Genomic DNA, 25,889 nt, shown 5'->3' with positions numbered 1-25,889 from the left:
AGAGAGTTTCCTGATTATGCCGATCCGGGAGAATGCACCACTACTTCATAGATGGTGCCATGAAACTTGCCTGCATCCGCCGGAACACGTGTAAACCAGATCAAAACGTACTGTCCGGTGGCGGCCTGGTCGGGCTTCAAGGTCGTCTTGCCCGACGCGTCCTTCGCCGAGGCGACCGTCTTCAGCGAGCCGAGGTCGGCGGAGTCGCCCACCTTGAGCTCGACGTTCGCGCCCGGGGTGTCGGACAGCGTAGCGACCACGTCGCTGATCTGCACGGACTTGCCCATGTCGAGCAGCAGGCCGACGCCCTTCTTGAGATTGCCCAGCTCGGCGCTGGTGTAGCCCTCGGTCTCCCAGAACGTGCTCGGCTTGCCGTCCAGGGCCAGCCCGGCCTTCTCCGACTTCTCGTCGCCGTCGCCGAGCGGGTCGAAGCCCTTGGCCTTGTCCGGCTCGATCGCCTGGACCGGCGCGGAGGAGGAGGTGGTGGCGCTCGGCGTGCCCTGCTTGGCCTCGGGCTCGGTGCCGCTGCCCAGGCTGCGGCCGATCGTCCAGGCGCCCACGCCCACCGCGGCGATGACGAGCAGCACCACGATCGTCATCAGCACCCGGTTGAGCGTGCCGCCGCCGCCCTGCGGGCGCCGCGGGCCCGGCGGCAGCGGGGGAGGCGTGCTCGTGGGGCGGTGGGCGGTGTCGAGGCCCTCCGAGCGGGACGCGGCGGGCACCGTCGGGGTGGCGGGGTAGGCGATGGGGATCGGCATCGGGCGGGCCACGTCGGCCAGCGCCTCGGCGATCTCCGCCGGGCTGGACAGCGCGCCCTGGCCCTTGCGCGACTCGGGCAGGCAGGCCCGCACCGTCACCGCGTCGAAGTAGCCGGGCACGCCGGCGGTGACCTGGCGCGGCGTGCAGAAGTGGCCGTCGATCATGGGGGCGGCGGGCAGGCCGCCCTCCTCCTCGTCGCCCGGCCAGTGGCCGGTCAGGCCCGCGTACAGCAGCCGGCCGAGGCCCTCGGCGTCGTCGAGCGCCGGCTGGTCGGTGGTCAGGCCGTACATGGCGGCGTCGACCGCCACGCCGAGCACCTTGACGGTATTGCCGGTGGTCCACACCAGGTGGGCCGGGCGCAGGCACAGGTGGTAGAGGCGCGACTCGTGGGCGTGCGCCAGGGCCTCGGCGGCCTCGGCCACCAGGCCGGCCGCGCGCTCGGGCTCCAGCGGACCGCCGGACAGCAGGTCGGCCAGCGTCTCGCCGGTGACCCACTCGCTGACGACGTAGGCGTGCTTGTCGTCCTCGGCGGCGTCGAACACCTGGGTAAGGCGCGGGTCGGTGAGGCGGCTGGCCGCGCGGGCGGCCGTGACGACCTCGTGGACGCGCGGGAAGTCGGGGGCGAAGGTGTGCACGGCCACCGGACGGGCGAGGATCTCGTCGATGGCCTTCCAGAGCGTCGCGCCGTCGGACTCGCTGACGCGGTCCTCGAGCCGGAAGCGCTCGGCGAGGCGGGTGCCGGGTTCGACGGCCGACGTGCTCACAGGCTCACTCCGCTTGGCCGATCGGGCATGACTCGACACTCCCGCGTGGTGGTGTCCCACGAAGGCACGCTATGCCGGGTGGATCCGCCCACGCCCCTCCTGCTTCCATTCGCGCGTGTCGGACTCCATCGTAGTGCCGAGTTTCTTTACCGACCTACCCGTCGGGCGACCATCCCAACGATCGAGTTGACCTCAGGTATGCGCATTCTGTGCGCCACACCGAGGTAGAGCAGCAGTCCGAGGCCGCCGCCGACCGCCAGCACGATGAGCGAGGTGACGAAACCGAGACCGCCGAACGCCTGCGTGACCGCCCACACGGCGGCCAGCGCCAGCACGGCGGTGGGCAGCGAGGCGAGGTACATCCGGGTCATCGACATGCCGATCGACCAGCCGTCCAGGCCGTGCACCCGGCGGGCGGCCAGCCACCAGGCGAGCACCGCGCCGATCCCGTACGCGATCGCGTACGCCAGCGCCAGCCCCATCACCGCGTACCGGGCCGGCAGCAGCACGTAGAACAGCACCATCAGCCCCGCGTTGACCGCGGTCGTGCCGGCCCCGACGTAGACCGGCGTCCGCGTGTCGCCGAAGCTGTAGAACACCCGCAGCAGGAGCTGGAACACCGAGAACGGCACCAGGGCGAGCCCGTACACCTGCAGCACGTTGCCGATGTAGACCGCGTCGGCCACGGAGTTGGCCCCGTGCCCGTAGATCGGCACGGTGATCGCCGGCCCGAGCACCATGAGCAGCAGCGACACCGGCACCATCAGCGCGCAGATGAGCCGCACGCTGGAGCCGAACTCCTCGCGCACCTCGCCGAGCCGGCCCTCGCTCACCGCCCTGCTCATCCGGGGCAGCATGGCGGTGATCACCGAGACGCCGATGACGCCGTACGGGAGCTGGAAGAGCTGGAAGGCCAGCGTGTAGGGGCTGATGCCGTGGCCGGGCACCGCGTCGCCCGCCGAGGACGACAGGTTGGTGGTCAGCAGGAAGCCGAGCTGGGTGACGATGACGTAGCCGATCGTCCAGACGCCGGCCTTGCCCATCTCGCCCAGCCGCGCGTTGCGCAGGTCGAAGCGCGGCCGGAAGGAGAAGCCGATGCGGCGCAGCGCCACGATGAGCACCGCGGCCTGGGCCACGATGCCGGCCGTGGTGCCGAGGCCGAGCAGCGCCAGGTCGCCGGTGGTGACCGCGCCGATGTCGTCGCGCGCCTGGCTGGCCAGCGCGTACATGACGAACACGCAGATCACGACCAGGTTGTTGATCACCGGCGCCCACATCGGCGCGCCGAACCTGTCGCGGGTGTTGAGGATCGCGCCCGCCACCGCGCCGATGCCGAAGAAGGCCAGCTGGGGCAGGATGAACCGGGCCAGCATGACGCCGACCTCGTACTTCCTGCTGCCCGGCGCCCAGCCGGTGTAGAGGTCGATGAGCAGCGGCGCGGCGAGCACCGCGAGCACCGCCACGGCGGTCAGCGCCAGCGTCGCCACGGTCAGCAGGCGCTGCTCGTAGCCCCGGCCGCCGTCGGGGTCGTGCTGCTGCGCCCGCACGATCATCGGCACCACGACGCTGCTCAGCACGCCCAGCAGCAGCAGGTCGAGGATGCTGTACGGGATCGCGTACGCCGCGTTGTAGGCGTCGCCCAGGGCCGCCGTGCCGATGGCGTAGGCGAGCACCATGGTCCGCACGAACCCGGTGACCCGGGACACCATCGTCCCGGCCGCCATGACGGCGCTGGCCCGCAACATGCGGCTCATACGGTCTCACTCTCCCGGTTCTTGGCCGACGCCGCGCGCCTGCGCTCGGCCCTGCGCCGCAGCACCCGCGTGACCACGGCCGCCAGCATGACGGTGAGCGCCGCGCCCACGATCACCGAGGCGATGCCGGTGTAGCCGGTCGTGCGGATGGTCAGGCGCTGCGGCTTGCCGTACGGCTTGCCGTCGGCGGTCTTGAGCTGGACGGTCACCGTGGCGTCGCCGCTGGTGCCCGGGGTGGCGTTCATCCAGACCTGGACCGTGCCGCTCTGGCCGGGGCCGATCGACAGCGGCTCGTCCTGCTTGACGCTGACCTGCAGCAGCTTCTGGTCGTCGGGTCTGGCGTCGATGAAGAGCCGGACCTCGGCGCCCATCGAGTTCTTGACGCTGATGGGCACGAAGCCGTTGCTGCCGGCCAGCGTCCGCGGCCGGTCGGGGCCGACGCCGGTGATCTGGACCCGCTGGAGGCGTTCGGTGACGGCGCCGCTGACCGCGTTGGTGACCGAGCGGCCCATGCGCGTGCTGTTGCGCCAGGCCGAGGAGGTGGCGCGCAGCACCGCCGCGTCGAAGGACGACTGCGTGCGCGTGGCCGTGATGGACGCGGTGAGCTGCGCCTCCGCGGTGATCTCCTTGACCGGCGCCAGGTATTTGGCGCTCAGCTCCTCGCGGCGGTCCTGGTCGGTGTAGGTCAGCCCGGCGCGCGGGACGGACGCCTTGCCGGGCTTGATCGACTCCAGCGGGGTGAGCTGCAGCCAGGGGAGCTGGCGCGCGGTCTTGAGCAGGCCGCTGACGAGCGCCGGGTTGGGGTCCCAGCGCCGGGAGGGGGCGACGACCAGCGACCTCGCCTGGGTCTGGCCGGGCTCCAGGGCGATCATCGCGGTCTCGGCGACGAACCGCTGCGTGCTGAGCAGCAGCGAGGTGCCGGCCTGCGGCTCGAACAGGCGGCTCAGCTCGGGGTCGGCGACCAGCGCCGTGACCGGCCCGTCGACGGCGTCGAGGGTCGCGGCGGCGTCGGGCGTGTAGGTGAGCGGCTGCTGCTGCGGCGGCAGGTTGGTCGAGTTGAGCAGGACCGTGTCGACCTTGGCGTCGCTGACCGACAGCAGGTCGAGCGCGTCGGCGTCGAGCAGGCCCGCGGGCGGCCAGTTGACGGTGGTCTTGACGTCGCGGCCGAGCAGGGCCTTGGCCTTCTGGCCGCCGAGCGTGATCGCCCGGTCGGGCTGGTCGTCCAGGCCCTGGTGGGCGAGGGCGGTCACGTCGGGGTCGGCGTACGGGACCGCGACGACGGGGGCGGCGGCGAGCGCCGTGCGCAGCCCCTGGAGCCACGTCCCGGCCTCCGCGCTGGCCGGCCGGTCCTGGTCGCCGTCCTTGGTCTTGACCTTGTACGCCTTGGTCATGGTGGTGAGGTCGTCGAGCAGCGAGGGGTCGACGAACCAGGTGACGCTGCTCGGCGCGGACTGGGCGATGCGCAGCAGGTCGGCCAGGCGGCCCTTGCCGGTGATGGACTGGCTCAGCTTGTCGTCGACGAGGACGGGGTCGTCGGTGGCCCGGTGGGGCTGGTCGATGATGGGCAGCGCGACCGCGAGCCTGGTCTGCGGGAGCTTCTGTGTGGTCGGCGGCGCGTAGGTGAGGAAGGTGCGCTCCGCCTGGATCGGCACGCCCCACTGGGCGACGTCCACGGCGATCTTGTAGACGCCGAACTCGCGCAGGCCGAGCTGCACCGGCGTGGCGGTGAACTCCCAGCGGGCGGTGCCCCCGGCGGCCAGGGGCTCCAGGTCCATGAAGGAGTTGCGGGTGGAGACGTTGACCGGGAGTGTCGCGGTGGTCTGGTCGCTCGCGTAGGCGGTCATGGCGGCGCGGTCGGTGACGCGCTGCGGGTCGTAGCGGAGGCGCACCTTGAGGCCGCTCATGTCGGCGCCGCTGTCGTTGCGCACGGTGCCGGTGATCTTGATCACGTCGGTGAGGGCGCGCGGCACGGCGGGCGTGATCGAGGTGATGGCGACGGAGAGCGTCTGCCTGCGGGTCTGGGCGCTCGTGGCAGCCGTGCTCGGCGCCGCCGCCAGGGTGGGGGCGAGCAACGCGGCGGACAGCACGGCGAGCAGCGCGGTCTTACGGATCACGCGGCAGCCCGGGCTGGAGTACGACGACGCACGCCCGCAATGGTACGGGCTCAGTGCCGCCGTGCGACCGCCTCACGTGATCCTCTCGGCCGCGGGCCGCGCAGGTCGACCATCTTGCCTGGCAGGAGAGTCAGCAGGTCGAGAGCGCGGATGCTGAGGGCGGTGTGGCGCTCTCCGGTGGCGGTGAAGATCGGCTCGGTGCCGGCGCGTAACCGGTCGTCGATGAGCAGCGGCAGCGACTCCGGCAGCAGCAGCGGGCAGACCAGCCCGTGGGCGTAGTCGGTGGCGGCGTTGACGACATGGGCCGCGGCGGGGCGCACCTGGCGCACGCCGAGCAGGCCGCCCACGCCCCCGGGACGCGGAGGAGCGGACACCGGGGAGGCGACCGCGACGACGGCCTCGCGGCCGACCCTGGTGGCTACCTCGAACACCGTGACCATCAGGCACCGCTCCGGCGCCGCGGAGAGCGTCTCGGGAAGCTCGTCCGCGCAAGTCATGGGGCGCGGAAGGCGTACGATCTCATGATGGACCTGGTGAGCGAGGAGCCAGCGGTGGATCGCGAGGGCGTCCTTCATATAGACCTCCTAGCCTCGTTGCCATGGCCCCCGACGGTCCCTTGACCGAAGGTAACCCGGACCTCATGTGGCCCGGGGGATATGTTCCGGATGACGAAGGACCAACCCGGCAGTGCTGGACTCAACTTTGACCGACAGCCAGCGGCGGGCCATGACGGACCTGTTCCGCAAGATCGCCCCGGTGGCCGACGAGCTCGGCCGCCTGTTCGCCGCGCACGGGCACGAGCTGGCCCTGGTGGGCGGCCCCGTGCGCGACCTCCTGCTCGGCCGGGTCGGCAAGGACCTCGACCTCACCACCGACGCCCGCCCGGAGCGGGTGCTGGAACTGGTCAGGGGCTGGGCCGACTCGGTGTGGACGATCGGCATCGACTTCGGCACGGTCGGCCTGCGCAAGGACAACTGGCTGATCGAGGTCACCACGTACCGCAGCGAGTCGTACGACCCGAAGTCGCGCAAGCCCGAGGTCATGTACGGCGAGACGCTGGAGGCCGACCTGGAGCGGCGTGACTTCGCGGTCAACGCGATGGCCGTGCGCCTGCCCGGCCACGAGTTCGTCGACCCGTACGGCGGGCTCGACGACCTGGCCGCCAAGGTGATGCGCACCCCCGGCCCGCCCGAGCGCTCCTTCGACGACGACCCGCTGCGCATGCTCCGGGCCGCCCGGTTCGCCTCGCAGCTCGGCTTCACCGTCGACCCGGCCGCGCTGGCCGCGATGACGGAGATGGCCGGCCGCATCGAGATCGTCTCCGCGGAGCGCATACGGGACGAACTGGACAAGCTCATCTGCGGGACCTACCCCAGGGAGGGCCTGCGACTCCTGGTCGAGACCGGCCTGGCCGCCCACGTCCTGCCCGAGCTGCCCAAACTCCGCCTGGAGATCGACGAGCACCACCGCCACAAGGACGTCTACGACCACACGCTCACCGTGCTCGACCAGGCCATCGCGCAGGAGGAGGACGGCAAGCCCGACCGCGTCCTGCGCTGGGCGGCGCTCATGCACGACGTCGGCAAGCCCAAGACGCGCCGCCACGAGGCGGGCGGCCGAGTGTCCTTCCACCACCACGAGGTGGTCGGCGCCCAGCTCACCAAGAAGCGCATGACCGAGCTGAAGTTCCCCAAGGACGTCGTGGCCGACGTCTCCCGGCTGGTCGAGCTGCACCTGCGCTTCCACGGCTACGGCACCGGCGAGTGGACCGACAGCGCGGTGCGCCGCTACGTCCGCGACGCCGGCCACCTGCTCGACCGGCTGCACAAGCTGACCAGGGCCGACTGCACCACGCGCAACAAGCGCAAGGCCGCCGCCCTCTCGCGCACCTACGACCACCTCGAGGAGCGCATCGCCCGGCTGGCCGAGGAGGAGGAGCTGGCCAAGATCCGGCCCGAGCTCGACGGCAACGAGATCCAGCGGGTGCTGGGCGTCGGGCCGGGGCCGGTGGTGGGCAAGGCCTACAAGTTCCTGCTCGACCTCAGGCTCGACAAGGGCGTGATCGGCAAGGAGGCCGCCACCGAGGCGCTGCTGGAGTGGGCGAGGTCAGCCGAGCCGGGCGCGTGAGCGCGCGGTGACCGTCCGGTAGGCGAACGCGGCGAGCGGGTAGCCGACCGAGATGATCGCCACGGCGAGGTACGACTTGCCGTTCGCCGGCAGGATGGCCGCCGACAGGCCGGCGGCCAGCACGTACATGCCGTTGAAGAGCATGTCGTAGAGGGAGAACGCGCGGCCCCGGTAGATGTCCTCGACGTCGCGCTGGACGGCGGTGTCGGCGCAGATCTTCACGCTCTGCCCGGCCACCCCCAGCACGAACCCGGCGGCCGCGAGGCCCCACTCCTGGAACGGCAGCACCAGCGCGGCGCTGAGCACCCCGGCCGCCGTCAGCGCGATCGGCACCCAGCGCTCGATCGTGAAGCGGCCGGTCGCCCACGGCGTGATGAGCACCGCGACGAAGAAGCCCGCGCCGGAGGTGGCCACGACCAGGCCGATGCCCGCGAGCGCGGCGTCGGCGTCGCCGTCGGTGAAGTAGTAGCGGTAGAGGATGATGCCGAGCGCGGTGGCCATGCCGTAGAAGAAGCGGTGGACGGCCATCGCGCCGACCGTGGCCGCCGCGAACCGGTGGCCGGCCAGGTGTCTCGCGCCGTCGGCCAGGCCCGTGACGACGTTGCGGAGCGCCTCGCGGGCCTGCGGCCGGTCGGGGTCGGGCCAGGGGCCCAGCAACATCCGGTCCATCAGCCTGGCGATCAGCGCGCTCAGCCCGAACACCACGCCGGAGACGACCAGCAGCACCGCCACGCCGAGGTCGTCGCCGCCGGCGAGCGCGCGCAGCAGGAAGCCCGCCCCCGCGCCCACGAACGTGACCACCGTGCCCGCCGTCGGCACGACCGCGTTGGCGGCGAGCAGCCGCTCGGCCGGCACGACGTGGGGGAGCGAGGCGCCGAGCGCGGCCAGGAAGAACCGGTTGACCGCGAGCACGCCGAGCGCCGCCGCGTAGAACGCCGGGTCGGGCACGTCGGCGGCGACCAGCCCGGCGGCCACCAGCAGCAGCGCGCCGCGCACCAGCGGCGCGAGCACCAGGATCTGGCGGCGCGGCCAGCGGTCGATGAAGACGCCGACGAACGGCCCCAGGACGCTGTACGGCAGCAGCAGCACCGCCAGCCCGGCGGCCACCTGGAGCGCGGTGGTCTGGCTCTCGGGGCTGAAGAAGGCGAACCCGGCCACCGCGAACTGGAAGATCCCGTCGGAGAACTGGGAGACCAGCCGGGTGCCGAACAGACGCCGGAAGTCCCTGCCCTGCAGGACCACGCGGAGATCGGCGACGAAGGACACGCCGTCAGCCTAGCCGGGCGGCCGTCGTCTAGGATGCCCGAGAGGTTGGTGCAGCAGGCCGCTGCCGATGTTCCTCGCGGTGACTCCGATTGCGTACGCTTCAAAGCGTGACGACAGAGGAACACGTCGTGCTGGTCGACCGTGACGGCCGCGCGCTCGGCACCGCACCCAAGACCTCGGTGCACGGCCCGGAGACCCCCCTTCACCTGGCGTTCTCCAGCTACGTCTTCGACCGTGAGGGCCGCGTGCTGCTCACCAGGCGGGCCGACCACAAGGTCACCTGGCCGGGGGTGTGGACCAACAGCTGCTGCGGCCACCCGCTGCCGGGCGAGCCCGTCGACCGGGCCGTGCTGCGGCGGCTGTCGTACGAGCTGGGGCTCGGCGCCGAGGCCGCCGACCTGATGCTGCCCGCCTTCTCCTACCGGGCCGTGATGGCCAACGGCATCGTCGAGCACGAGCTGTGCCCGGTCTACCGGGTCGTCGTCGCCGGGCCGGTGGCGGCCAACCCCGAGGAGGTGGGGGAGACGGTGTGGATGCCGTGGAAGGAGTTCGCCGAGGGCGCGCAGAACGGGCTGCTGGCGCTGTCGCCGTGGTGCCGGCAGCAGGTGCCGCTGCTGGCCGAGCTGGGCGCCGACCCGCTCACGTGGGAGCCGGCCTCGACCGCCGAGCTGCCCCCGGCCGCCCGCCTCTGACCGGCGGGCGGCCGGCGGGCGGCCGGGGGGAACGGGTCAGCGCTCGACCTCGCCCCTGATGAACTTCTCGACGTACTCGCGGGCCTCGTCGTCGGAGAACTGCTCCGGCGGCGACTTCATGAAGTACGAGGACGCCGACAGGATCGGCCCGCCGATGCCCCGGTCGAGGGCGATCTTCGCGGCCCGGACGGCGTCGATGATGATGCCGGCCGAGTTCGGCGAGTCCCAGACCTCCAGCTTGTACTCCAGGTTGAGCGGGGTGTCGCCGAACGAGCGCCCCTCCAGCCGCACGTACGCCCACTTGCGGTCGTCCAGCCACGGCACGTGGTCCGACGGCCCGATGTGCACGTCGGCCTTGCCCATCTCGTGCGGGATCTGCGAGGTGACCGACTGCGTCTTGGAGATCTTCTTCGACTGGAGGCGCTTGCGCTCCAGCATGTTCATGAAGTCCATGTTGCCGCCGAAGTTGAGCTGGTACGTGCGCAGCAGCTCCACCCCGCGGTCCTCGAACAGCTTGGCCAGCACGCGGTGCGTGATCGTGGCGCCGACCTGCGACTTGATGTCGTCGCCGACGATCGGCACGCCCGCCTCGGTGAACTTCGCGGCCCACTCGGGGTCGGAGGCGATGAACACCGGCAGCGCGTTGACGAAGGCGACCTTGGCGTCGAGCGCGCACTGCGCGTAGAAGCGGTCGGCCTCCTCCGAGCCCACCGGCAGGTAGGACACCAGGACGTCGACCTGGTTGTCGCGAAGCACCTGGACCACGTCCACGGGGGCTTCGTCGGACTCCTCGATGATCTCGCTGTAGTACTCGCCGAGACCGTCGAAGGTGTGCCCGCGCTGGACCGTCACCCCCAGGGGCGGCACGTCACAGATCTTGATCGTGTTGTTCTCGCTGGCGACGATCGCCTCCGAGAGGTCGCGGCCGACCTTCTTGGCGTCCACGTCGAAGGCCGCGACGAACTCGACGTCACCGACGTGGTAGTCGCCGAACTTCACGTGCATCAGGCCCGGGACCCGGGTGTTCGGATCAGCGTCCTTGTAATAGTGAACGCCCTGGACCAGCGACGACGCGCAGTTGCCGACACCGACAATGGCCACGCGAACCGAACCCATCGCACTCGCTCCCTTACTCATCAGTTGACGTGGTATCTCTTTCGGGCCCTTCCGAGGCCCGACGCTCCGTTGCGATCAGCTCGTTGAGCCAGCGCACCTCGCGCTCGACCGACTCGAGCCCATGGCGCTGCAACTCGAGCGTGTAACTGTCGAGACGCTCCCTGGTGCGGGCCAACGCCGTCCGCACGGCGTCGAGCCGCTCCTCGAGCCGGCTACGGCGGCCTTCGAGAATGCGCAGGCGCACCTCGGCCTCGGTGTGCCGGAAGAATGCGAAATGCACACCGAAGCTCTCGTCCTCCCAAGCAGAGGGCCCGGCCTGTGTCAGCAGTTCTTGCAGCCGTTCTTTGCCCTCGGCGGTCAGCTTGTAAACGATCTTCGAACGGCCGCCGACGATCGTGGCAGGAGCGGGCTGCTCCTCCGTGATCAGGCCGCGCGCGAGCAGCGATCGCAGACAGGGATACAGGGAGCCGTAGGAGAACGCGCGGAACATGCCCAGCAGGGCATTGAGGCGTTTGCGCAGCTCATAGCCGTGTAGCGGCGTCTCGTGCAGCGACCCGAGCACGGCCAGTTCCAAGACCCTGCCCTGCCCGCCGGCCATGGGAACCGCCCTCCTCTCGCGTCGATGTATCGAGCCGATACATCCCCAGGATACGTCGAGCCGCTATATCGCTGCAATCTGTGGATTTTCCAAGGCGTTGGGATGATCCGCTGAAACGCCGTAGTCTGGCGCTCATGTGGTCACAGCGAAGGGTGGTGGATTACGGCCTCGCGAAAAGGGCGGTGGTCCGCTCCCTGCGTTCCGGGCGCACGTCGCGCGGCGAAGTCTGTGACGCACAGCCGTACCTCCTTCGCGCGGCGCGCCACTTCGGCGAGCCGACCGAACGCCTCTGCCCGGTCTGCGAGAGGGAGAACGTCACTCACGTGACCTATGTCTACGGGGATTCCCTCGGCAGGCAGGCCGGACAGGCGAAGGCCGCATCGGAACTCGTCGCGATGGCTCATGATTACGATGAGTTCCGGGTGTACGTCGTCGAGGTCTGTCAAGGTTGTTCCTGGAACCACCTGACGGTTTCGTACGTCCTCGGGAACGGGCCGCCTGACCCCGCCGGCCAAGCGTGACCGGACCACCGAGGGCGCCGAGGAACCTCACGCCCAACCGCCGTTTTTGTTTCCGACGACAGTGCGAGGACGTGTGAGTAACAGCATGAATGAGGGGACGGCTCGCCCGGGGAGGCGCCGTCGCTCCAGCTCATCCCGTTCTGTGCCCCAAGGTTCTCCACCTCAAACCGGTGAATCTCCCTGGAGTCAGGCACAGCCGCCGCGTCGTCCGGAAGCCGCCTACGAGCAGACGGGCGCGATGGCCGCGCAGCCGTACGACGCGCAGCCCCCGCCGCGCCGCGAGCCCATGCCGCCGCGCCGCGAGCCGACGCCCCCGCGCCGCGAGCCCGTGCCCCCGCCGGGCCAGGGCGCTCCTCCTGGGCAGGGCGCTCCCCCTGGGCAGGGCGCTCCTCCCGGGCGCGGCGGCCGCTCGCGGGCCCGCCAGGAGCGGGCGGACACCCGCGTGGCGAGCAACCAGGAGACCGTGATCAGCGAGGGCCCGCGCCGCTCGCGCCGGCGAGCCGCCGCCGGCGGCCCGCCCGAGCCCCCCGGCCCGCCCGCGCCGCCCACCAAGAAGGACCGGGGCGGCTGGCGCAGGTTCGTGCCGAGCTGGAAGATCGTCGTGGCCGGCTTCGTGGTGATCGCGGCCGGCCTGTTCGGCATGGTCATGGTGGCCTACGCCAACACCGAGGTGCCCACGGGCACCCAGGCCGACGCGGTCGCCCAGCAGAGCACGATCTACTTCTCCGACGGCAAGCCGATCACGAGCCTCGGCATGAAGCGCGAGATCGTCAAGCTGTCGCAGATGGCCCCCTCCATGCGCGACGCCGTGATCGCCATCGAGAACCCCTCGTTCTACGAGGACTCCGGCATCTCGATCTCCGGCATCTTCCGCTCGGTCTACATGACCGCCACCGGCCAGCAGCTCCAGGGCGCCTCGACCATCACCCAGCAGATGGCCCGCAACTACTACGACGGCCTCAGCCGGGAAGTGTCGATCAAGCGCAAGGTCAGCGAGATCTTCGTCGCGGTCAAGCTCAGCGAGTCGCTGCCCAAGGACGAGATCCTCCAGCGCTACCTCAACACCGTGCCCTTCGGCCGCGCCTACGGGGTCGAGGCCGCCGCCAAGGCGTACTTCGGCAACAAGGTCACCGCCGCCAAGCTCACCCCCGAGCAGAGCGCCTACCTCGCCGCCCGCATCCAGCAGCCCGCCTGGTCCTCCGACGCGGCCGCGCTGCAGGCCCGCTTCAAGACCGTCGTCGACTACATGGCCAGGCAGTGGCCGGACAAGTACGGCACCCTGCCGCAGACGGCGAAGTTCCCCAAGACGGTCAAGGAGAACGCCGGCAACGAGATGGGCGGCATGAAGGGCTACATGGTCCGGGTGGTGCTCAACGAGCTGGAGTCGCGCGGCCTCACCGAGGACGCGGTCAGGAGCGGCGGCTTCCACATCTACACCACCTTCGACCGCAAGCTGATGCAGGCCGCCAAGGAGGCCGTCACCAGCACGATGTCCGGCATGAGCAAGGAGTTCCACGCCGGGCTCGCCGCCGTCGACCCGAGGAACGGCCGCGTCATCGCCTTCTACGGCGGCACCAACTACATCACCGACCCGTGGAACGAGCCCTTCCAGTCGAAGAAGCAGGCCGCCTCGGCGTTCAAGCCGTACGTGCTGGCCGCCTGGCTGCAGGCCGGCTACTCGCTGAAGAGCTACGTGCCGGGCAACGAGACCGTGCCGAAGGTCCTGCCCGGCCAGCAGCCCGGCGGCATCAAGAACAGCCACAACGTCGGCCAGGCGGTCGACGTCGTCAAGGCCACCGCCCAGTCGGTGAACACCGCGTTCGTGTCCATGGCGTACAAGCTGCCCAACCAGCTCGACGACGTGAAGAACCTCGTCGAGGCGGCTGGGTTCGACAGCAAGGACATGGAGGACGACGTCAAGAGGCACCACTACCAGTTCGCCATCGGCAGCGCCCCGGTGACCCCGGTCGAGCAGGCCGCCGGCTACTCGATCTTCGCCAACGGCGGCAAGTACACCCGCTGGCACGTGGTGCGCGAGGTCAAGCAGAACAACAAGCTGGTCTACGGCGAGCAGCGGGTCTCCAAGCAGGTCATCGACGCCGGCGTGGCCGCCGACGCCACCGTGGCCATGCAGGAGGTGCTGCGCAGCGGCACCGCGGCCGGCAAGGGCCTCGGCAGCCGCCCGGCGGCCGGCAAGACCGGCACCAACAACGACGAGAACGGCGCCTGGTTCGTCGGCTACACGCCGCAGCTCTCCACCGCCGTCGGGTTCTACCGCGAGCAGTGCGTCAGGAAGGACGGCAAGGTCGTCCCGCCGCTGCACTCCAACTGCCCGATCACGCCCGGCGGCAAGGTGAGCAAGAAGTACGGCGTCAACAACCCCTACACGCAGCCGCGCGAGGTGTCGCTCGGCTTCGAGGGCGCCGGCCCGCCCACCATCGCCTGGCAGAAGTTCATGCTGGCCGCGCACGAGGGCAAGCCGATCGAGCAGTTCCCGCAGAAGTCCGACGTCGGCCTGCCCGAGAACATCGTGCCGAGCCCGACGCCCACCCCGACGCCGACGAAGACCGACGACCCGTTCGGCGACCAGGACCCGTTCGGCGACAACGGCAACGCCAACCAGGACTGCCTCGTCCAGCCCTGTGACAACGGCGACGCCACCAACAGCGACAACTTCGGCATCAACGACGACGGCGCCGCCGACCAGGGCAACGGTGGGGACAACGGCGGGTTCGGCGGCGGGTTCGGCGGCGGCGGGGGCCTGGCTCCCGCGCCGCGGCCCTCGGGACGAGAGGGCTGGTGACCAGCGTCGTGGCACGCGTCCCCCTGGCGGCGCGTGCCGTCCCTTTCCTGCCCCTGGGGCTGATCGCGGCCCTGGGGGCGAGCCTCGCGTACGTGGTGCGCCTGCCCTGCCGCACCGGCGGCTGGAACGACCAGGTCTCGACGTACACGAACTTCTGCTACACCGACATCTACCCGCTGTTCTTCGACCGGAGCCTGTCCACCGAGAACCCCTACTTCGCCCAGGTGCCCTTCGACAAGCAGGTCGAGTACCCGGTGGTGCTGGGCGAGGTCATGCAGGTCATCAGCTGGGTCGTGCGCTGGGCGGAGCGCGACGTGGTGGGGCAGGCGGTCAAGTTCTACGACCTGACCGTCATCCTGCTCGGGCTCTGCCTGGTGGCCGGCGTGCTGCTGATGGCGGCGGTGGCCGGGCCGACCCGGCGCTGGGACGCGCTCTGGTACGCGATCTCGCCGGCCGTGGTGCTGGCGGCGTACATCAACTGGGACCTGGTGGCGGGCGCGCTGTCGATGGGCATGCTGCTGGCCTGGGCGCGCAAGCGGCAGGTGCTGGCCGGGGTGCTGCTGGGGCTGGCGATCGCCACGAAGTTCTATCCGCTGATGTTCGCCGGGGCGTTGTTCCTGCTCACCTTGCGCACCGCCAAGTGGCGGCCGTTCCTGGTGACGATCGGCTCGGCGGCGGGCGCGTGGATCGCGGTCAACGCGCCGTTCATGATCTTCGCTTTCGAGGGCTGGCGCAGGTTCTACGTCTTCTCCGCCGAGCGCGGGATCGACTGGGGCTCGCCGTGGCTGTTCTTCCAGAACAAGGGCTGGCCGATCCTCGGCGAGAAGGACGTCAGCATGCTCGGCACGGTCTCGCTGGCGCTGCTGTGCGTCGGCATCGCGGTGCTCGCGCTGGCCGCGCCGCGCCGGCCGCGTCTCGCGCAGCTCTGCTTCCTCGCGCTGGCCGCGTTCATGATGACGAACAAGGTGTGGTCGCCGCAGTTCGTGCTGTGGCTGGTGCCCTTCGCGGTGCTGGCCCGGCCCAACTGGAAGCCGCTGGTGCTGTGGCAGCTCGCCGAGGTCTGGTACTTCGCCGCGATCTGGCTCTACCTGCTCTCCCAGCCGCCGCTCAGCCGGGACGACCTGGGCATCGGTGATGACACGTACTTCACCGCCGTGTGGGGACGGATCATTACCATCGGGATCATGATGGCCTTCGTGGTACGGGACGTCCTGCGGCCCGACAAGGACGTGGTCCGCCAGGCGGAGCTCGACGACCAGGCCGGCGGCGTGTTCGACGGCGCCCCCGACCGCGTCACCCTGGCCACCGTCCTGAGATGATCACTCGCGCGGTCGGCAGGGACGCGCTGCTGCTCTGGTTCGGCTCCCGGGCCGGGCTGCTGATGTCGACGTTGCTCGGCGTGAGCTTCGCCGAGTACGCCGGCAAGTGGCGCAAGTGGGACGCCGGGCTGTTCATCACCATCGCCCAGTACGGCTACGACGGCGAGCCGGGCAAGCCCCCGGACGAGGGGCTGCCCGCGTTCTTCCCGGGCCTGCCCGCCGCGCTGCGGGTGGTGCACCTGGCGGTGCCCGACTGGGAGACCGCCGGGCTGCTGATCTCGCTGGTGGCGGGCGCGGTGGCGATGGTGGCGCTGGCCCGGCTGGCCGAGCACGAGGGCGCCGACGGGTGGATGGCGGTGGCGGCGCTGCTGGCCTTCCCGATGGCGGTGTTCCTGATGGCGGGCTACAGCGAGGCGTTGTTCCTGGCCTTCGCGATCCCCGCGTGGCTGGCCGCCCGGCAGGGGCGCTGGGCGCAGGCGGCGCTGCTGGCGGCGGGGGCGTCGTGCGTGCGGATCACCGGGTTGTTCCTGGCGGTGGCGCTGATCGTGGAGTTCGGGGTGCGGCGGGAGCCGCCGCGCCGGGCGGGCTGGCTGCTGGTGCCCTTCGCGCCGCTGGTGGCCTACTCCTTCTACCACTACTCCAGGTCGGGCGACTGGCTGGCGTGGAAGCACGCGCAGGAGGCCGGCTGGGGCCGGGAGTTCGTCTGGCCGTGGGACGCCTGGCGGACGACCTGGCGCTCGGCGATGGGCGGCGACGACTTCGCGGTGGCCTTCCGCATGGAGATCGCCGGGGCGGTGGTCGCGATCGCGGTGCTGGTGTGGCTGCTCGTGCTGCGCCGCTGGAGCGAGGTGGTCTACACGGGGGCGCAGGCGGCGGCGCTGATGACCTCGGCGTACTACCTGTCGATCCCGCGTTCGCTGCTGCTGTGGTTCCCGCTGTGGGTGCTGGTGGCGAAGGTGGCGACCGGGCGGCGGTGGGTGATCGCGCTGTATGTGCTGATCTGCGGGCCGCTGATGTTGCTGAACACCACCCGGTTCCTCAGTGGCGCCTGGGCGGGCTGAAGTCTTTACCCGTTTTCTGGTCTCGGTAATCCAGGGAAGTTATCCACAGCCTGTGTGCAACCGCTACAGGTTCTTCCTCAGGAACGCGATGTCGTCGGCCTGGCCGTCGCCCGGCGTCTCCACCACGATCGGCGCGCCGGCCGCGCGGCACACGGCGAGGATCAGCTCGGGGTCGATGGTGCCCTGGCCGAGGTTGGCGTGGCGGTCGGCGCCCGAGCCGAAGGCGTCGCGGGAGTCGTTGCAGTGGACGAGGTCGATGCGGCCGGTGATGGCCTTGACCCGCTCCACCAGGTCGACCAGCTCCTCGCCGCCCGCGTGCGCGTGGCAGGTGTCGAGGCAGAAGCCCACGTCGAAGCCGTCGAGGGCGTCCCAGAGCCGGCCGATGCGCTCCAGCGTGCGGGCCATCGCGTTGCCGCCGCCCGCGGTGTTCTCGATCAGCACGGGGATCGGGCACTCCATGCGCTCGAACACCTTGCGCCAGTTGTCGAAGCCGGTCTGCGGGTCGTCGCTCTTGTTGACGTGGCCGCCGTGCACCACCAGGCCCTTCGCGCCCAGCCCGGCGGCCGCCTTGAGGTGCTGCTCCAGCAGCTTGCGGCTGGGGATCCTGATGCGGTTGTTGGTGGTCGCCACGTTGATCAGGTAGGGCGCGTGGACGTAGACGTCGACGCCCTCGACCGGCTTGGCGGGCAGCACCGGCTTGGCGTAGCCCTGCGGGTCGCCGAGGAAGAACTGGACCACCTCGGCCCCGATCTCGCCGGCCCGCGCGGCCGGATCGTCCTGATCGACATGAGCTCCGATGCGCACCATGTCACCGAGCTTATCCGTTTGGTACGGGCCCCACCGGGCAGTCGCCAGGGACCCCCTATGCGAGGAGAGCGATATGTCGAGATGGCGCGTGCGTGCGCTGATCGTCCTGGTCTACGTGATCATCGGGTTATACGTGGCCTGGGTCTACGACTACATCACGCCCGGTCTGCTGAAGGACGTCGCCGAGGCGTTGCTGGCGGTGTTCCTGTGGTTCCTCGTCCTGCTCGGGATCAACCTGCACATCGGCTGAACGACATAGCACGACGGCCCCGGAACTCCGGGGCCGTAGTTGTGCGCGAAGGGGTCACATGGGCAGGAACCCACCGTGGGCGATGCCGAGAGCGGCCCCCACGAACGAGCCCACCAGCCCGATGACGTTGAGCGAGCGCTGCGGCGTGGTAGCCGAGATGTACTGGGAGAACAGGCCGACGCCGAAGCCGAGCGCGCCGACCCAGGCCGAGATCGCGTGCGCGGCCGGCCAGAACGTCGAGACGAAGGCCACGATCCCGAGCACCAGCGTGGCGACGGACATGATGTTCTCGACGGGGTGTGAACGCCCGTCGGTGTTGAGCGTGAGCCTGAACTTCTCCCTCTGGGAGGGCTGAAGCACGTGTGGCACTGCCACCACCCCCTTCTCTGCTTAGGGGCCTTCCCACGTACTCGCGGCTGGTAACCTGGGGCACGCTGCGTTGTGATGGGTGATCCATCGCCCCGGCGGCGCCGAAGTGGGCGCCCCGGTCCATACGTCAGCGTCCTCCTGTCACGGCAGAGTGTCGTGACCGCAAGAGTCCAGAGGAGGTTGGAGTCCGCATGCGTCGTTACGAAGTAATGGTCATCCTGGACCCTTCACTCGACGAGCGCACTGTCGCGCCGTCCCTTGACCAGTTCCTCACCGTGGTCCGCAACGACGGCGGCACCGTGGAGAAGGTCGACGTCTGGGGCCGTCGCCGCCTCGCCTACGACATCAACAAGAAGTCGGAAGGCATCTACGCCGTCATCGACCTGTCCGCGGAGCCCGCGACGGTCAAGGAGCTCGACCGGCAGATGAACCTCAACGAGGGCATTCTGCGCACCAAGGTCCTCCGCCCCGACGTGCACTGACTCCCGGCTTTTTGTCGGGAGGCAGTCGTAGTCTGAGCCGTAACCCAAGCAGAGGCGTGCAGGAAGGCGAGCGCAAGCCATGGCAGCAGGCGACACCGTTATCACCATCGTCGGCAACCTCGTCGACGACCCCGAGCTGCGCTTCACCCCGACGGGGCAAGCGGTGGCTCGATTCCGCGTCGCGTCCACTCCGCGGTTCATGGACCGCCAGACCAACGAGTGGAAGGACGGCGAGAGCCTCTTCCTGACCTGCAACGTGTGGCGGCAGGCGGCCGAGAACGCCGCCGAGAGCCTGCAGCGCGGCATGCGGGTCATCGTTCAGGGGCGGCTCAAGCAGCGGTCCTACGAGACCAAGGAAGGCGAGAAGCGCACGGTCTACGAGGTCGAGGTCGACGAGGTCGGCCCGTCCCTGCGTAACGCCACCGCCAAGGTCAACCGCACCTCCCGTCAGGGCGGCGGCGGTGGCGGCTTCGGCGGCGGTCCGGCCGACGACCCGTGGGCCTCCGCGACGCCCGCCCCGCCCCAGGGCGGTGGCGGCTTCGGCGGTGGCGGCGGTGGCGGCGGCTTCGGCGGCGGCCAGCAGGGCGGCGGCGGCTTCGGCGGCGGCAACGACTTCAGCGACGAGCCTCCCTTCTAATCCCTGTCCATCAGTCCGAGACCATTCCCGCCCGGAAGGCGGGGCTCTGAAAGGAGCACCACGATGGCCAAGCCGGCACTGCGCAAGCCCAAGAAGAAGGTTTGCCTGTTCTGCCACGACAAGATCTCCTATGTCGACTACAAGGACACGGCCCTGCTGCGGAAGTTCATCTCCGACCGTGGCAAGATCCGTGCGCGCCGGGTGACGGGCAACTGCACCCAGCACCAGCGCGACGTCGCGACCGCGATCAAGAACGCCCGTGAGGTGGCTCTGCTGCCCTACACGAGCACCGCGCGCTAAGGAGGTTCTGTCGACATGAAGCTCATCCTCACCAACGAGGTCTCCGGCCTCGGCGCCCCCGGCGACGTTGTCGAGGTCAAGGACGGCTACGGCCGTAACTACCTCATCCCCCGCGGCTACGCCATGCTGTGGACGCGCGGCGCCGAGAAGCAGATCGCCACGATCCGCAAGGCCCGCGACGCCCGCGAGATCCGCGACCTCGGCACCGCGAAGGAGGTCGCCGGCCAGCTCGGCGCCCTGCGCGTGCGCCTGAGCACCCGCGCCGGCGACTCCGGTCGCCTGTTCGGCTCGGTCACCACGGGCGACGTCGCCGACGCCGTCAAGGCCGCCGGCGGCCCGCAGCTCGACCGCCGCCGCATCGAGATCGTCAACCCGATCAAGAGCGTCGGCTCCCACCGCGTCACCGTGAAGCTGCACCCCGAGGTGTCGGCCTCCCTCGACGTGGAGGTCGTGGCGGGCTGACCCGCCGCTTCTCGCGAAAGGCCCCTCTCCGCTCCCGGAGAGGGGCCTTTTCGTCGGGTAACGCCCGGCGGGCCGCCGTCAGGGCGTGACCTGGGCCGACCGCCGTGGCCGACGGGTGACCTCGTAGAATGCTGCTCGTCTTTCGGCACGTTCCCCCTGGAGGCTTGGCCATGGCCCGTCCCCTCATGCTGCTCGCGCTGGCCGTGGCGCTCGTCGGCTGCGCGCCCGTGGACGAACCGGCGAGCACCGCCTCGGCCGCTCCCTCGTCCGCCACGGCCTGCACCAAGGAGCAGCTCACCCTGGTCAACGCCGGGAAGCTGACCATCGGCACCGACAAGCCCGCCTACGAGCCGTGGTTCAAGGACGACGACCCGAGCAACGGCCAGGGCTTCGAGAGCGCGGTCGCCTTCGCCGTGGCCGGCGAGCTGGGCTTCGACCGCAGCGAGGTGCAGTGGGCCACGGTCAAGTTCGACTCGGCGTTCGCGCCGGGGAAGAAGACCTTCGACTTCGACGTCAACCAGGTCTCGATCACCGAGAAGCGCGCCCAGGCCGTCGACTTCAGCAAGGGCTACTACACGGTGAAGCAGGCCGTGGTGGCGATCAAGGACGGCAAGTACGCCGCGGCCAGGAGCCTGGCCGAGCTCAAGGACGCCAAGATCGGCGTGCAGGTCGGCACCACGTCCTTCGAGGCGGTCAAGAGCGTGATCAAGCCGTCCGCCGACCCCAACGTCTACAACGAGCAGATCGACGCCGTGAACGCCCTGAAGAACAAGCAGGTGGACGCCCTCGTGGTGGACCTGCCGACGGCGTTCTACGTGACGGCCGCGCAGATCGAGGACGCCAAGATCGTGGGCCAGTTCAGCTCGACCGGCGGCGCGCCGGAGGAGTTCGGGCTGGTCATGGAGAAGGGCAGCCCGCTCAAGCCGTGCGTGGACAAGGCCGTGGACGCGCTCAGGTCCAAGGGCGAGCTGGCCAAGATCGAGGAGCAGTGGCTGGGCTCCGCGGTGGGCGCGCCTGAGCTCTCATGAGCGAGCGGGTCACGTCCGGACGGGTTCCCTCCGAGCGGCAGCGCGAGCGCGAGCGGGCCCGCCGCGCGCACGGCCGCCGCTCGGCCTCGATCGCGACGGTCTCGACGATCGTGTTCCTCGTCCTCGTGTTGTGGGCGGTGGCGAGCTCGCCGGGCTGGCCGCGGGTGCGGGAGCTGTTCTTCAGCTGGGACCACTTCGTCGCGGCGCTGCCCGACGTGGCGAGCGGCTTCCTGCTCAACATCCAGATCTTCGTCGTCGCCGAGGCTCTGGTGCTCGTCATCGGCCTGCTGACGGCGCTCGCCCGGGGCATCAGGACGCCGGCGTTCTTCCCGATCAGGGCGCTCGCCACGCTCTACACCGACCTGTTCCGCGGCGTGCCGACGATCCTGGTCATCTACCTGATCGGGTTCGGGCTGCCGGCGCTGCGGCTGCAGGGCATCCCCACGAACCTCGTGACGCTGGGGATCATCGCGCTGACGCTGTCGTACGGCGCGTACGTGGCCGAGGTGTTCCGCGCGGGCATCGACTCCATCCACCCGAGCCAGGTCGCGGCGGCGCGTTCGCTGGGGCTGAGCCACGCCAAGACGATGCGCTACGTGGTGCTGCCCCAGGCCACCCGCCGGGTGGTGCCGCCGCTGCTCAACGACTTCGTCTCGTTGCAGAAGGACAGCGCGCTGGTGGCCACGATCGGCCCGCTGGAGGCGCTCAGGCAGGCTCAGATCCACGTGGCGAGCACGTTCAACTACACGCCCTACCTGGCCGCCGCGCTGCTGTTCCTGCTGCTCACCGTGCCGCTGGCGCGGTTCACCGACCATCTGGCCGCGCGGGCCAGGAGGAGGCGCGGCGCATGAGCCTGCTGACCATCGACGGGGTGTGGAAGACCTTCCAGGGCCACGACGTGCTGAAGGGCATCGACCTGGAGGTGCGCCCGCACGAGGTGGTGAGCCTCATCGGCGCCTCGGGCTCCGGCAAGTCCACGCTGCTGCGCTGCGTCAACCTGCTGGAGACGGTGGACGACGGCGCGATCCTGCTCGACGGCGAGGACATCACCGACCCCCGCGTGAACGTGGACGACGTGCGCAAGCGCCTCGGCATCGTCTTCCAGTCGTTCAACCTGTTCCCGCACATGACCGTGCTGGACAACATCACGCTCGCCCCCCGCCGCGTCCTCAAGGTGGGCAAGGAGCGGGCCGAGGAGCAGGCGCACGAGCTGCTGCGCCGCTTCGGGCTGGAGAACAAGGCCCGCGACTACCCCGACCGGCTCTCGGGCGGCCAGCAGCAGCGGGTGGCGATCGTCCGCGCGCTGGCCATGCAGCCCCGGCTGATGCTGCTGGACGAGGTGACCTCGGCGCTCGACCCGCAGCTCGTGGTGGAGGTGCTGGCGATCATCAGGGAGCTGAAGGACGCCGGCATGACGATGATCCTGACCACCCACGAGATGAGCTTCTGCCGGGACATCTCCGACACCGTGTGCTTCCTGGACGACGGCGTGCTGCTGGAGAAGGGGCCGCCGGAGCAGCTCTTCGGCGCGCCCGAGCACGCCAGGACCAAGGAGTTCCTGCGGAGCGTGCTGCACTCGGGCCGCTTCTGAGGGCTCTTCTTGGGGGCCGCTCCTGAGGGCCGCCGGTCAGCGGCGGTGCCGGCCGCCGCTCCGCGCGGCGGCCACCGGCTCGGCCGGGCGCGCCAGGAGGCTGTGCCGGCGGCCGTAGGCGAGGTAGACCGCGAGCCCGAACACCATCCACAGGACGAACCACAACCAGGTCAGCACCCGCAGGTTGACCATGAGCCAGAGCGTGGCCACCAGCGACAACGCCGGCAGCAACGGCGACAGCGGCACCCGGAACCCGCGCTCCAGGTGCGGCATGCGCCGCCGTCCCACGATCACCCCGGCCGCCACGAACGCGAACGCGAACAACGTCCCCAGCACCACGAGCTCCTGCAACGTGAGCACCGGCACGAACTCCGCCAGCACGATCGCGATCCCGCCGATCACCAGCGTCACCCGCGACGGCGTGTGGTAGCGGCGGCTGACCGAGGCCAGCCCGCGCGGGATGAGCCCGTCGCGGGCCATCGAGAACAACACCCGCGTCTGCCCCACGATCAGCACCAGGATGACCGTCGTCAGCCCGAGCAGCGCGCCCACGTCGATGACGTGCGCCATCCACCCCACGCCCGCCGCCCGGAACGCGCTGGCCAGCGGCGCGTCCACCGAGATCTTCGTGTACGGCACCATGCCCACCATGACCAGCGCCACCGCGACGTAGAGCACGGTGGCCACGACCAGGCTGCGGATCATGCCCTTCGGCACCGCGCGCGGCGCGTTGACGGTCTCCTCGGCCGCCGTCGCCACGATGTCGAACCCGATGTAGGCGAAGGCGATCGCCGAGGCCGCCGAGAAGATCCCGAACCAGCCGAACGCGTGGCTCTCGCCCACCACGACCTCCAGCAGGGTCGCGGGGGCGCTGGACAACGTCTTCGGCGGCACGTGGAACTCGCCGAAGTTGCGCGCGTCGACGTGCGGCAGGCCGACGACGATGACCGCGCCGATCGCCAGCAGCTTGGCCGCCACCATGACCCACAACGCCCGCAGCCCGACCCGCGCGCTCAACGCCACCACGCCGGTCAGGAGCACCAGGATCGCCAGCACGAGCAGGTCGGCGGCCAGGCCGGGCGCCGGCAGGCGCACGCCGGCGTGGGCCAGCGCGCCGACCGCGATCTCGCCCCACGCCCGGGCCACGACGGCCGCGGCGAGCTGCAGCTCCAGGATCAGGGCCCAGCCGATGACCCAGGCCCAGACCTCGCCGAAGATGACGTAGGTGAAGGTGTAGGCGCTGCCGGAGGCCGGGATCGTGGACGACAGCTCGGCGTAGCACAGGCAGGCCAGCAGGCAGGCGATGCCGGCGATCATGAAGGAGAGGATCACGCCGGGCCCGGCCGCGGTCGCGGCCTGGCGGCCGGCGACGGAGAAGACGCCGGCGCCGATCATCACGCCGAGCCCGAGCACGACGAGGTCGGCCGGGCGGTAGAGCTCGGCCAGGCTGTGCCGGGCGCCGGTGCGCAGGCCGGTGGCCGCGGACGGCGGTAATCGTCGCAGAATCGTGGACAAGGAACACCCCGCTCAGGGAACTCGCCCACTCTGTCTCACCACTTGGACAACAGCAAGCACGGGACGATTACGCCCCGGTTACCAGCCAGGCAGTTCCGGCCGCGCGGCGGGTGAGGGTGACCAGCCGGGCGATCATCCACACGCCCAGCGCGCACCACAGGGCGACGACGCCCAGCCCGGAGGCGAGGAAGGCGGCCGGCAGGTACGCCAGCGTCGTCCACACCCCGGCCCACGCCAGGTAGCGCTGGTCGCCCGCGCCGATGAGCACGCCGTCCAGCACGAACACCACCCCGCACACCGGCTGGAACAGCGCCACCGGCCACAGCAGGGCCAGCAGCAGCGCGGTGACCCGCGGGTCGGCGTCGAACAGCCCGGGCAGCACCGGCCGGGCGGCCAGCACCAGCAGGCCGAGCACCACGCCCGACCAGAGGCCCCACCGCATCATGCGCCTGGTCGCGTCCCTGGTGGCCGCGACGTCGCCGGCGCCGAGCGAGCGGCCGGTGATGGCCTGGCCGGCGATGGCGATGGCGTCCAGGGCGAAGGCGAGCAGCGTCCACACCTGGGTGGCGATGGCGTACGCGGCCAGCTCGGCCTGGCCCATCCTGGTGGCGATCATCGTGGCCACGACCAGCACGATCCGCAGGCACACCGTGCGGACGAGCAGCGCGAGCCCGGCCGTGCCGGCCTGCCTGACGCCCTTCGGACGGGGGACGAGCGACGTGCCGAGCCGCAGCGCGCCCCGCGCCACCACGGCCAGGTAGACGGCCGCGCCGAGCGTCTGGGCGAGCACCGTGCCCCACGCCGACCCGGCGATGCCCCAGCCGAGGCCCAGCACGAACCAGGCGTTCAGCGCGGCGTTGAGCGCGAACGAGCCGACGGCCACGGCCAGCGGCGTCACGGTGTCCTGGAGCCCCCGCAGCACGCCGGTGCCGGCCAGCACGACCAGCATCCCGGGCGCGCCCAGCAGGCTGATCCGCAGGTACGTCACCGCCTGCGCGGCCTGGCCAGGCTCCGCCCCGAACAGCTCCACCAGCGCCGGGGCGAGCGGCCAGAACAGCGCGATCAGCGCCGCGCCGATGCCGAGGGCGAGCCAGACGCCGTCCACGCCGCTGCGCATGGCCTGGCCGGGCCGGCCCGCCCCGGTCTGCCTGGCCACCGCCGCCGTGGTGCCGTACGCGAGGAAGACGCACAGGTTCACCAGGGTCGCGAGGACCGTGCCCGCCACGCCCAGCGCGCCGACCGCCGTGGTGCCGAGGCCGTGGCCGACGATGGCGTAGTCGGCGAGCAGGAAGAGCGGCTCGGCCACCAGCGCGCCGAACGCGGGGACCGCGAGCCGCAGGATCTCCCTATCTCTGGACGTAATGGGCATTCCAGTATTATGCCCATTACGCGACATGCGGCGCCAACTTTCTTTCCTCCACAGCCGGTGGACAGTCTTTCCGCAGGTCAGCTTCATGATTGTCGGACGTCCCAGAAGTTATCCCCAGGCGTCGTCCACAGGCCTTTCACATGTTCGGGGCCGTCATGCACAGGTTGACCACAGGGTTGTCCACA

Annotated in this window: 25 protein-coding genes; 14 read left to right on the top strand and 11 right to left on the bottom strand. The window is 70.5% G+C overall.

All coding sequences use genetic code 11. The features are described from left to right. Window positions 1-14: 14 nt before the first annotated feature. From MF672_RS10510 to MF672_RS10495, 4 genes are all read right to left on the bottom strand, one after another. Entirely contained in the window at window positions 15-1,523 is a 1,509-nt protein-coding gene (locus tag MF672_RS10510) for a protein kinase family protein (RefSeq protein ID WP_242374591.1), read from the bottom strand. Between the two features lie 146 nt (window positions 1,524-1,669). Next, window positions 1,670-3,277 (bottom strand): murein biosynthesis integral membrane protein MurJ, encoded by a 1,608-nt coding sequence (gene murJ, locus MF672_RS10505; protein WP_242374589.1) that lies wholly within the window; start codon window positions 3,275-3,277, stop codon window positions 1,670-1,672. Then, complete coding sequence (locus tag MF672_RS10500; protein WP_242374588.1) at window positions 3,274-5,391, bottom strand: DUF6049 family protein; 2,118 nt, start codon at window positions 5,389-5,391, stop codon at window positions 3,274-3,276. The genes murJ and MF672_RS10500 overlap by 4 nt, the downstream gene beginning before the upstream one ends. 50 nt (window positions 5,392-5,441) lie before the next feature. Then, window positions 5,442-5,966: a YbaK/EbsC family protein gene (locus tag MF672_RS10495; protein ID WP_242374587.1), complete on the bottom strand. Its 525-nt coding sequence runs from the start codon at window positions 5,964-5,966 to the stop codon at window positions 5,442-5,444. 151 nt (window positions 5,967-6,117) lie between these two features. On the opposite strand from MF672_RS10495, the gene MF672_RS10490 reads away from it, so the two are divergent. Further along, complete coding sequence (locus MF672_RS10490; protein ID WP_242374629.1) at window positions 6,118-7,518, top strand: CCA tRNA nucleotidyltransferase; 1,401 nt, start codon at window positions 6,118-6,120, stop codon at window positions 7,516-7,518. Here the strand turns inward: MF672_RS10490 and MF672_RS10485 are convergent. Beyond that, window positions 7,498-8,784: an MFS transporter gene (locus MF672_RS10485; protein WP_242374586.1), complete on the bottom strand. Its 1,287-nt coding sequence runs from the start codon at window positions 8,782-8,784 to the stop codon at window positions 7,498-7,500. The genes MF672_RS10490 and MF672_RS10485 overlap by 21 nt on opposite strands. 107 nt (window positions 8,785-8,891) lie before the next feature. On the opposite strand from MF672_RS10485, the gene idi reads away from it, so the two are divergent. Next, complete coding sequence (idi, locus tag MF672_RS10480) at window positions 8,892-9,476, top strand: isopentenyl-diphosphate Delta-isomerase (protein ID WP_242374585.1); 585 nt, start codon at window positions 8,892-8,894, stop codon at window positions 9,474-9,476. Window positions 9,477-9,512: 36 nt separating this feature from the next. Here the strand turns inward: idi and MF672_RS10475 are convergent, their stop codons facing one another. Beyond that, window positions 9,513-10,592 (bottom strand): inositol-3-phosphate synthase, encoded by a 1,080-nt coding sequence (locus MF672_RS10475; RefSeq protein ID WP_242374584.1) that lies wholly within the window; start codon window positions 10,590-10,592, stop codon window positions 9,513-9,515. A 13-nt stretch (window positions 10,593-10,605) separates the two neighbouring features. Then, complete coding sequence (locus MF672_RS10470; RefSeq protein WP_242374582.1) at window positions 10,606-11,190, bottom strand: PadR family transcriptional regulator; 585 nt, start codon at window positions 11,188-11,190, stop codon at window positions 10,606-10,608. A gap of 134 nt (window positions 11,191-11,324) precedes the next feature. On the opposite strand from MF672_RS10470, the gene MF672_RS10465 reads away from it, so the two are divergent. The 4 genes from MF672_RS10465 (at window position 11,325) to MF672_RS10450 (ending at window position 16,894) form a co-directional block, all read left to right on the top strand. Beyond that, the gene (locus tag MF672_RS10465; RefSeq protein ID WP_242374581.1) at window positions 11,325-11,711 is read left to right on the top strand and encodes a DUF5318 family protein; all 387 of its coding nucleotides are present in this window, start codon (window positions 11,325-11,327) and stop codon (window positions 11,709-11,711) included. 238 nt (window positions 11,712-11,949) lie between these two features. Then, window positions 11,950-14,514, top strand: coding sequence for a transglycosylase domain-containing protein (locus tag MF672_RS10460; RefSeq protein ID WP_242374580.1), 2,565 nt, complete (start codon window positions 11,950-11,952; stop codon window positions 14,512-14,514). Continuing rightward, on the top strand, window positions 14,511-15,833 hold the full coding sequence (locus tag MF672_RS10455; protein ID WP_242374579.1) for a glycosyltransferase family 87 protein: 1,323 nt from the start codon (window positions 14,511-14,513) through the stop codon (window positions 15,831-15,833). Before MF672_RS10460 ends, MF672_RS10455 begins: the two co-directional genes overlap by 4 nt. After that, entirely contained in the window at window positions 15,830-16,894 is a 1,065-nt protein-coding gene (locus MF672_RS10450; protein ID WP_242374577.1) for a mannosyltransferase family protein, read from the top strand. Before MF672_RS10455 ends, MF672_RS10450 begins: the two co-directional genes overlap by 4 nt. Window positions 16,895-16,957: 63 nt before the next feature. Here MF672_RS10450 and MF672_RS10445 read toward each other — a convergent pair whose 3' ends face one another. Next, a complete protein-coding gene (locus MF672_RS10445) occupies window positions 16,958-17,701 on the bottom strand; it encodes a deoxyribonuclease IV (RefSeq protein WP_242374576.1) in 744 nt (247 codons plus the stop codon). 73 nt (window positions 17,702-17,774) lie between these two features. Here MF672_RS10445 and MF672_RS10440 point away from each other — a divergent pair, with 73 nt between their 5' ends. Continuing rightward, window positions 17,775-17,951 carry a hypothetical protein gene (locus MF672_RS10440; protein WP_242374575.1) on the top strand — a complete coding sequence of 59 codons (177 nt, stop codon included), beginning with the start codon at window positions 17,775-17,777 and terminating at the stop codon, window positions 17,949-17,951. Window positions 17,952-18,005: 54 nt separating this feature from the next. Here MF672_RS10440 and MF672_RS10435 read toward each other — a convergent pair whose 3' ends face one another. Continuing rightward, window positions 18,006-18,320, bottom strand: a complete 315-nt coding sequence (locus MF672_RS10435; RefSeq protein WP_242374574.1) for a hypothetical protein — start codon at window positions 18,318-18,320, stop codon at window positions 18,006-18,008. Window positions 18,321-18,511: 191 nt separating this feature from the next. On the opposite strand from MF672_RS10435, the gene rpsF reads away from it, so the two are divergent. From rpsF to MF672_RS10400, 7 genes are all read left to right on the top strand, one after another. Next, window positions 18,512-18,802: a 30S ribosomal protein S6 gene (gene rpsF, locus MF672_RS10430; protein ID WP_055504125.1), complete on the top strand. Its 291-nt coding sequence runs from the start codon at window positions 18,512-18,514 to the stop codon at window positions 18,800-18,802. A 79-nt stretch (window positions 18,803-18,881) separates the two neighbouring features. Beyond that, complete coding sequence (locus MF672_RS10425) at window positions 18,882-19,439, top strand: single-stranded DNA-binding protein (RefSeq protein WP_242374573.1); 558 nt, start codon at window positions 18,882-18,884, stop codon at window positions 19,437-19,439. A gap of 63 nt (window positions 19,440-19,502) precedes the next feature. Further along, window positions 19,503-19,739 (top strand): 30S ribosomal protein S18, encoded by a 237-nt coding sequence (gene rpsR / locus MF672_RS10420; RefSeq protein ID WP_020543048.1) that lies wholly within the window; start codon window positions 19,503-19,505, stop codon window positions 19,737-19,739. 15 nt (window positions 19,740-19,754) lie between these two features. After that, window positions 19,755-20,201, top strand: a complete 447-nt coding sequence (rplI, locus tag MF672_RS10415) for a 50S ribosomal protein L9 (protein ID WP_242374571.1) — start codon at window positions 19,755-19,757, stop codon at window positions 20,199-20,201. A gap of 170 nt (window positions 20,202-20,371) precedes the next feature. Next, window positions 20,372-21,229, top strand: coding sequence for an ABC transporter substrate-binding protein (locus MF672_RS10410; RefSeq protein ID WP_242374570.1), 858 nt, complete (start codon window positions 20,372-20,374; stop codon window positions 21,227-21,229). Next, a complete protein-coding gene (locus MF672_RS10405) occupies window positions 21,226-22,080 on the top strand; it encodes an amino acid ABC transporter permease (RefSeq protein WP_242374569.1) in 855 nt (284 codons plus the stop codon). The genes MF672_RS10410 and MF672_RS10405 overlap by 4 nt, the downstream gene beginning before the upstream one ends. Then, entirely contained in the window at window positions 22,077-22,820 is a 744-nt protein-coding gene (locus tag MF672_RS10400) for an amino acid ABC transporter ATP-binding protein (protein WP_302893188.1), read from the top strand. The genes MF672_RS10405 and MF672_RS10400 overlap by 4 nt, the downstream gene beginning before the upstream one ends. Window positions 22,821-22,856: 36 nt before the next feature. Here MF672_RS10400 and MF672_RS10395 read toward each other — a convergent pair whose 3' ends face one another. Continuing rightward, window positions 22,857-24,335, bottom strand: coding sequence for an APC family permease (locus tag MF672_RS10395; RefSeq protein ID WP_242374568.1), 1,479 nt, complete (start codon window positions 24,333-24,335; stop codon window positions 22,857-22,859). A 67-nt stretch (window positions 24,336-24,402) separates the two neighbouring features. Further along, a complete protein-coding gene (locus MF672_RS10390; protein ID WP_242374567.1) occupies window positions 24,403-25,704 on the bottom strand; it encodes an MATE family efflux transporter in 1,302 nt (433 codons plus the stop codon). Between the last annotated feature and the right edge of the window lie 185 nt (window positions 25,705-25,889).

Origin of the sequence: Actinomadura luzonensis (genome assembly GCF_022664455.2) — a bacterium.
GTDB lineage: Bacteria > Actinomycetota > Actinomycetes > Streptosporangiales > Streptosporangiaceae > Nonomuraea > Nonomuraea luzonensis.
This window is presented reverse-complemented; position numbering and strand designations above follow the sequence as displayed.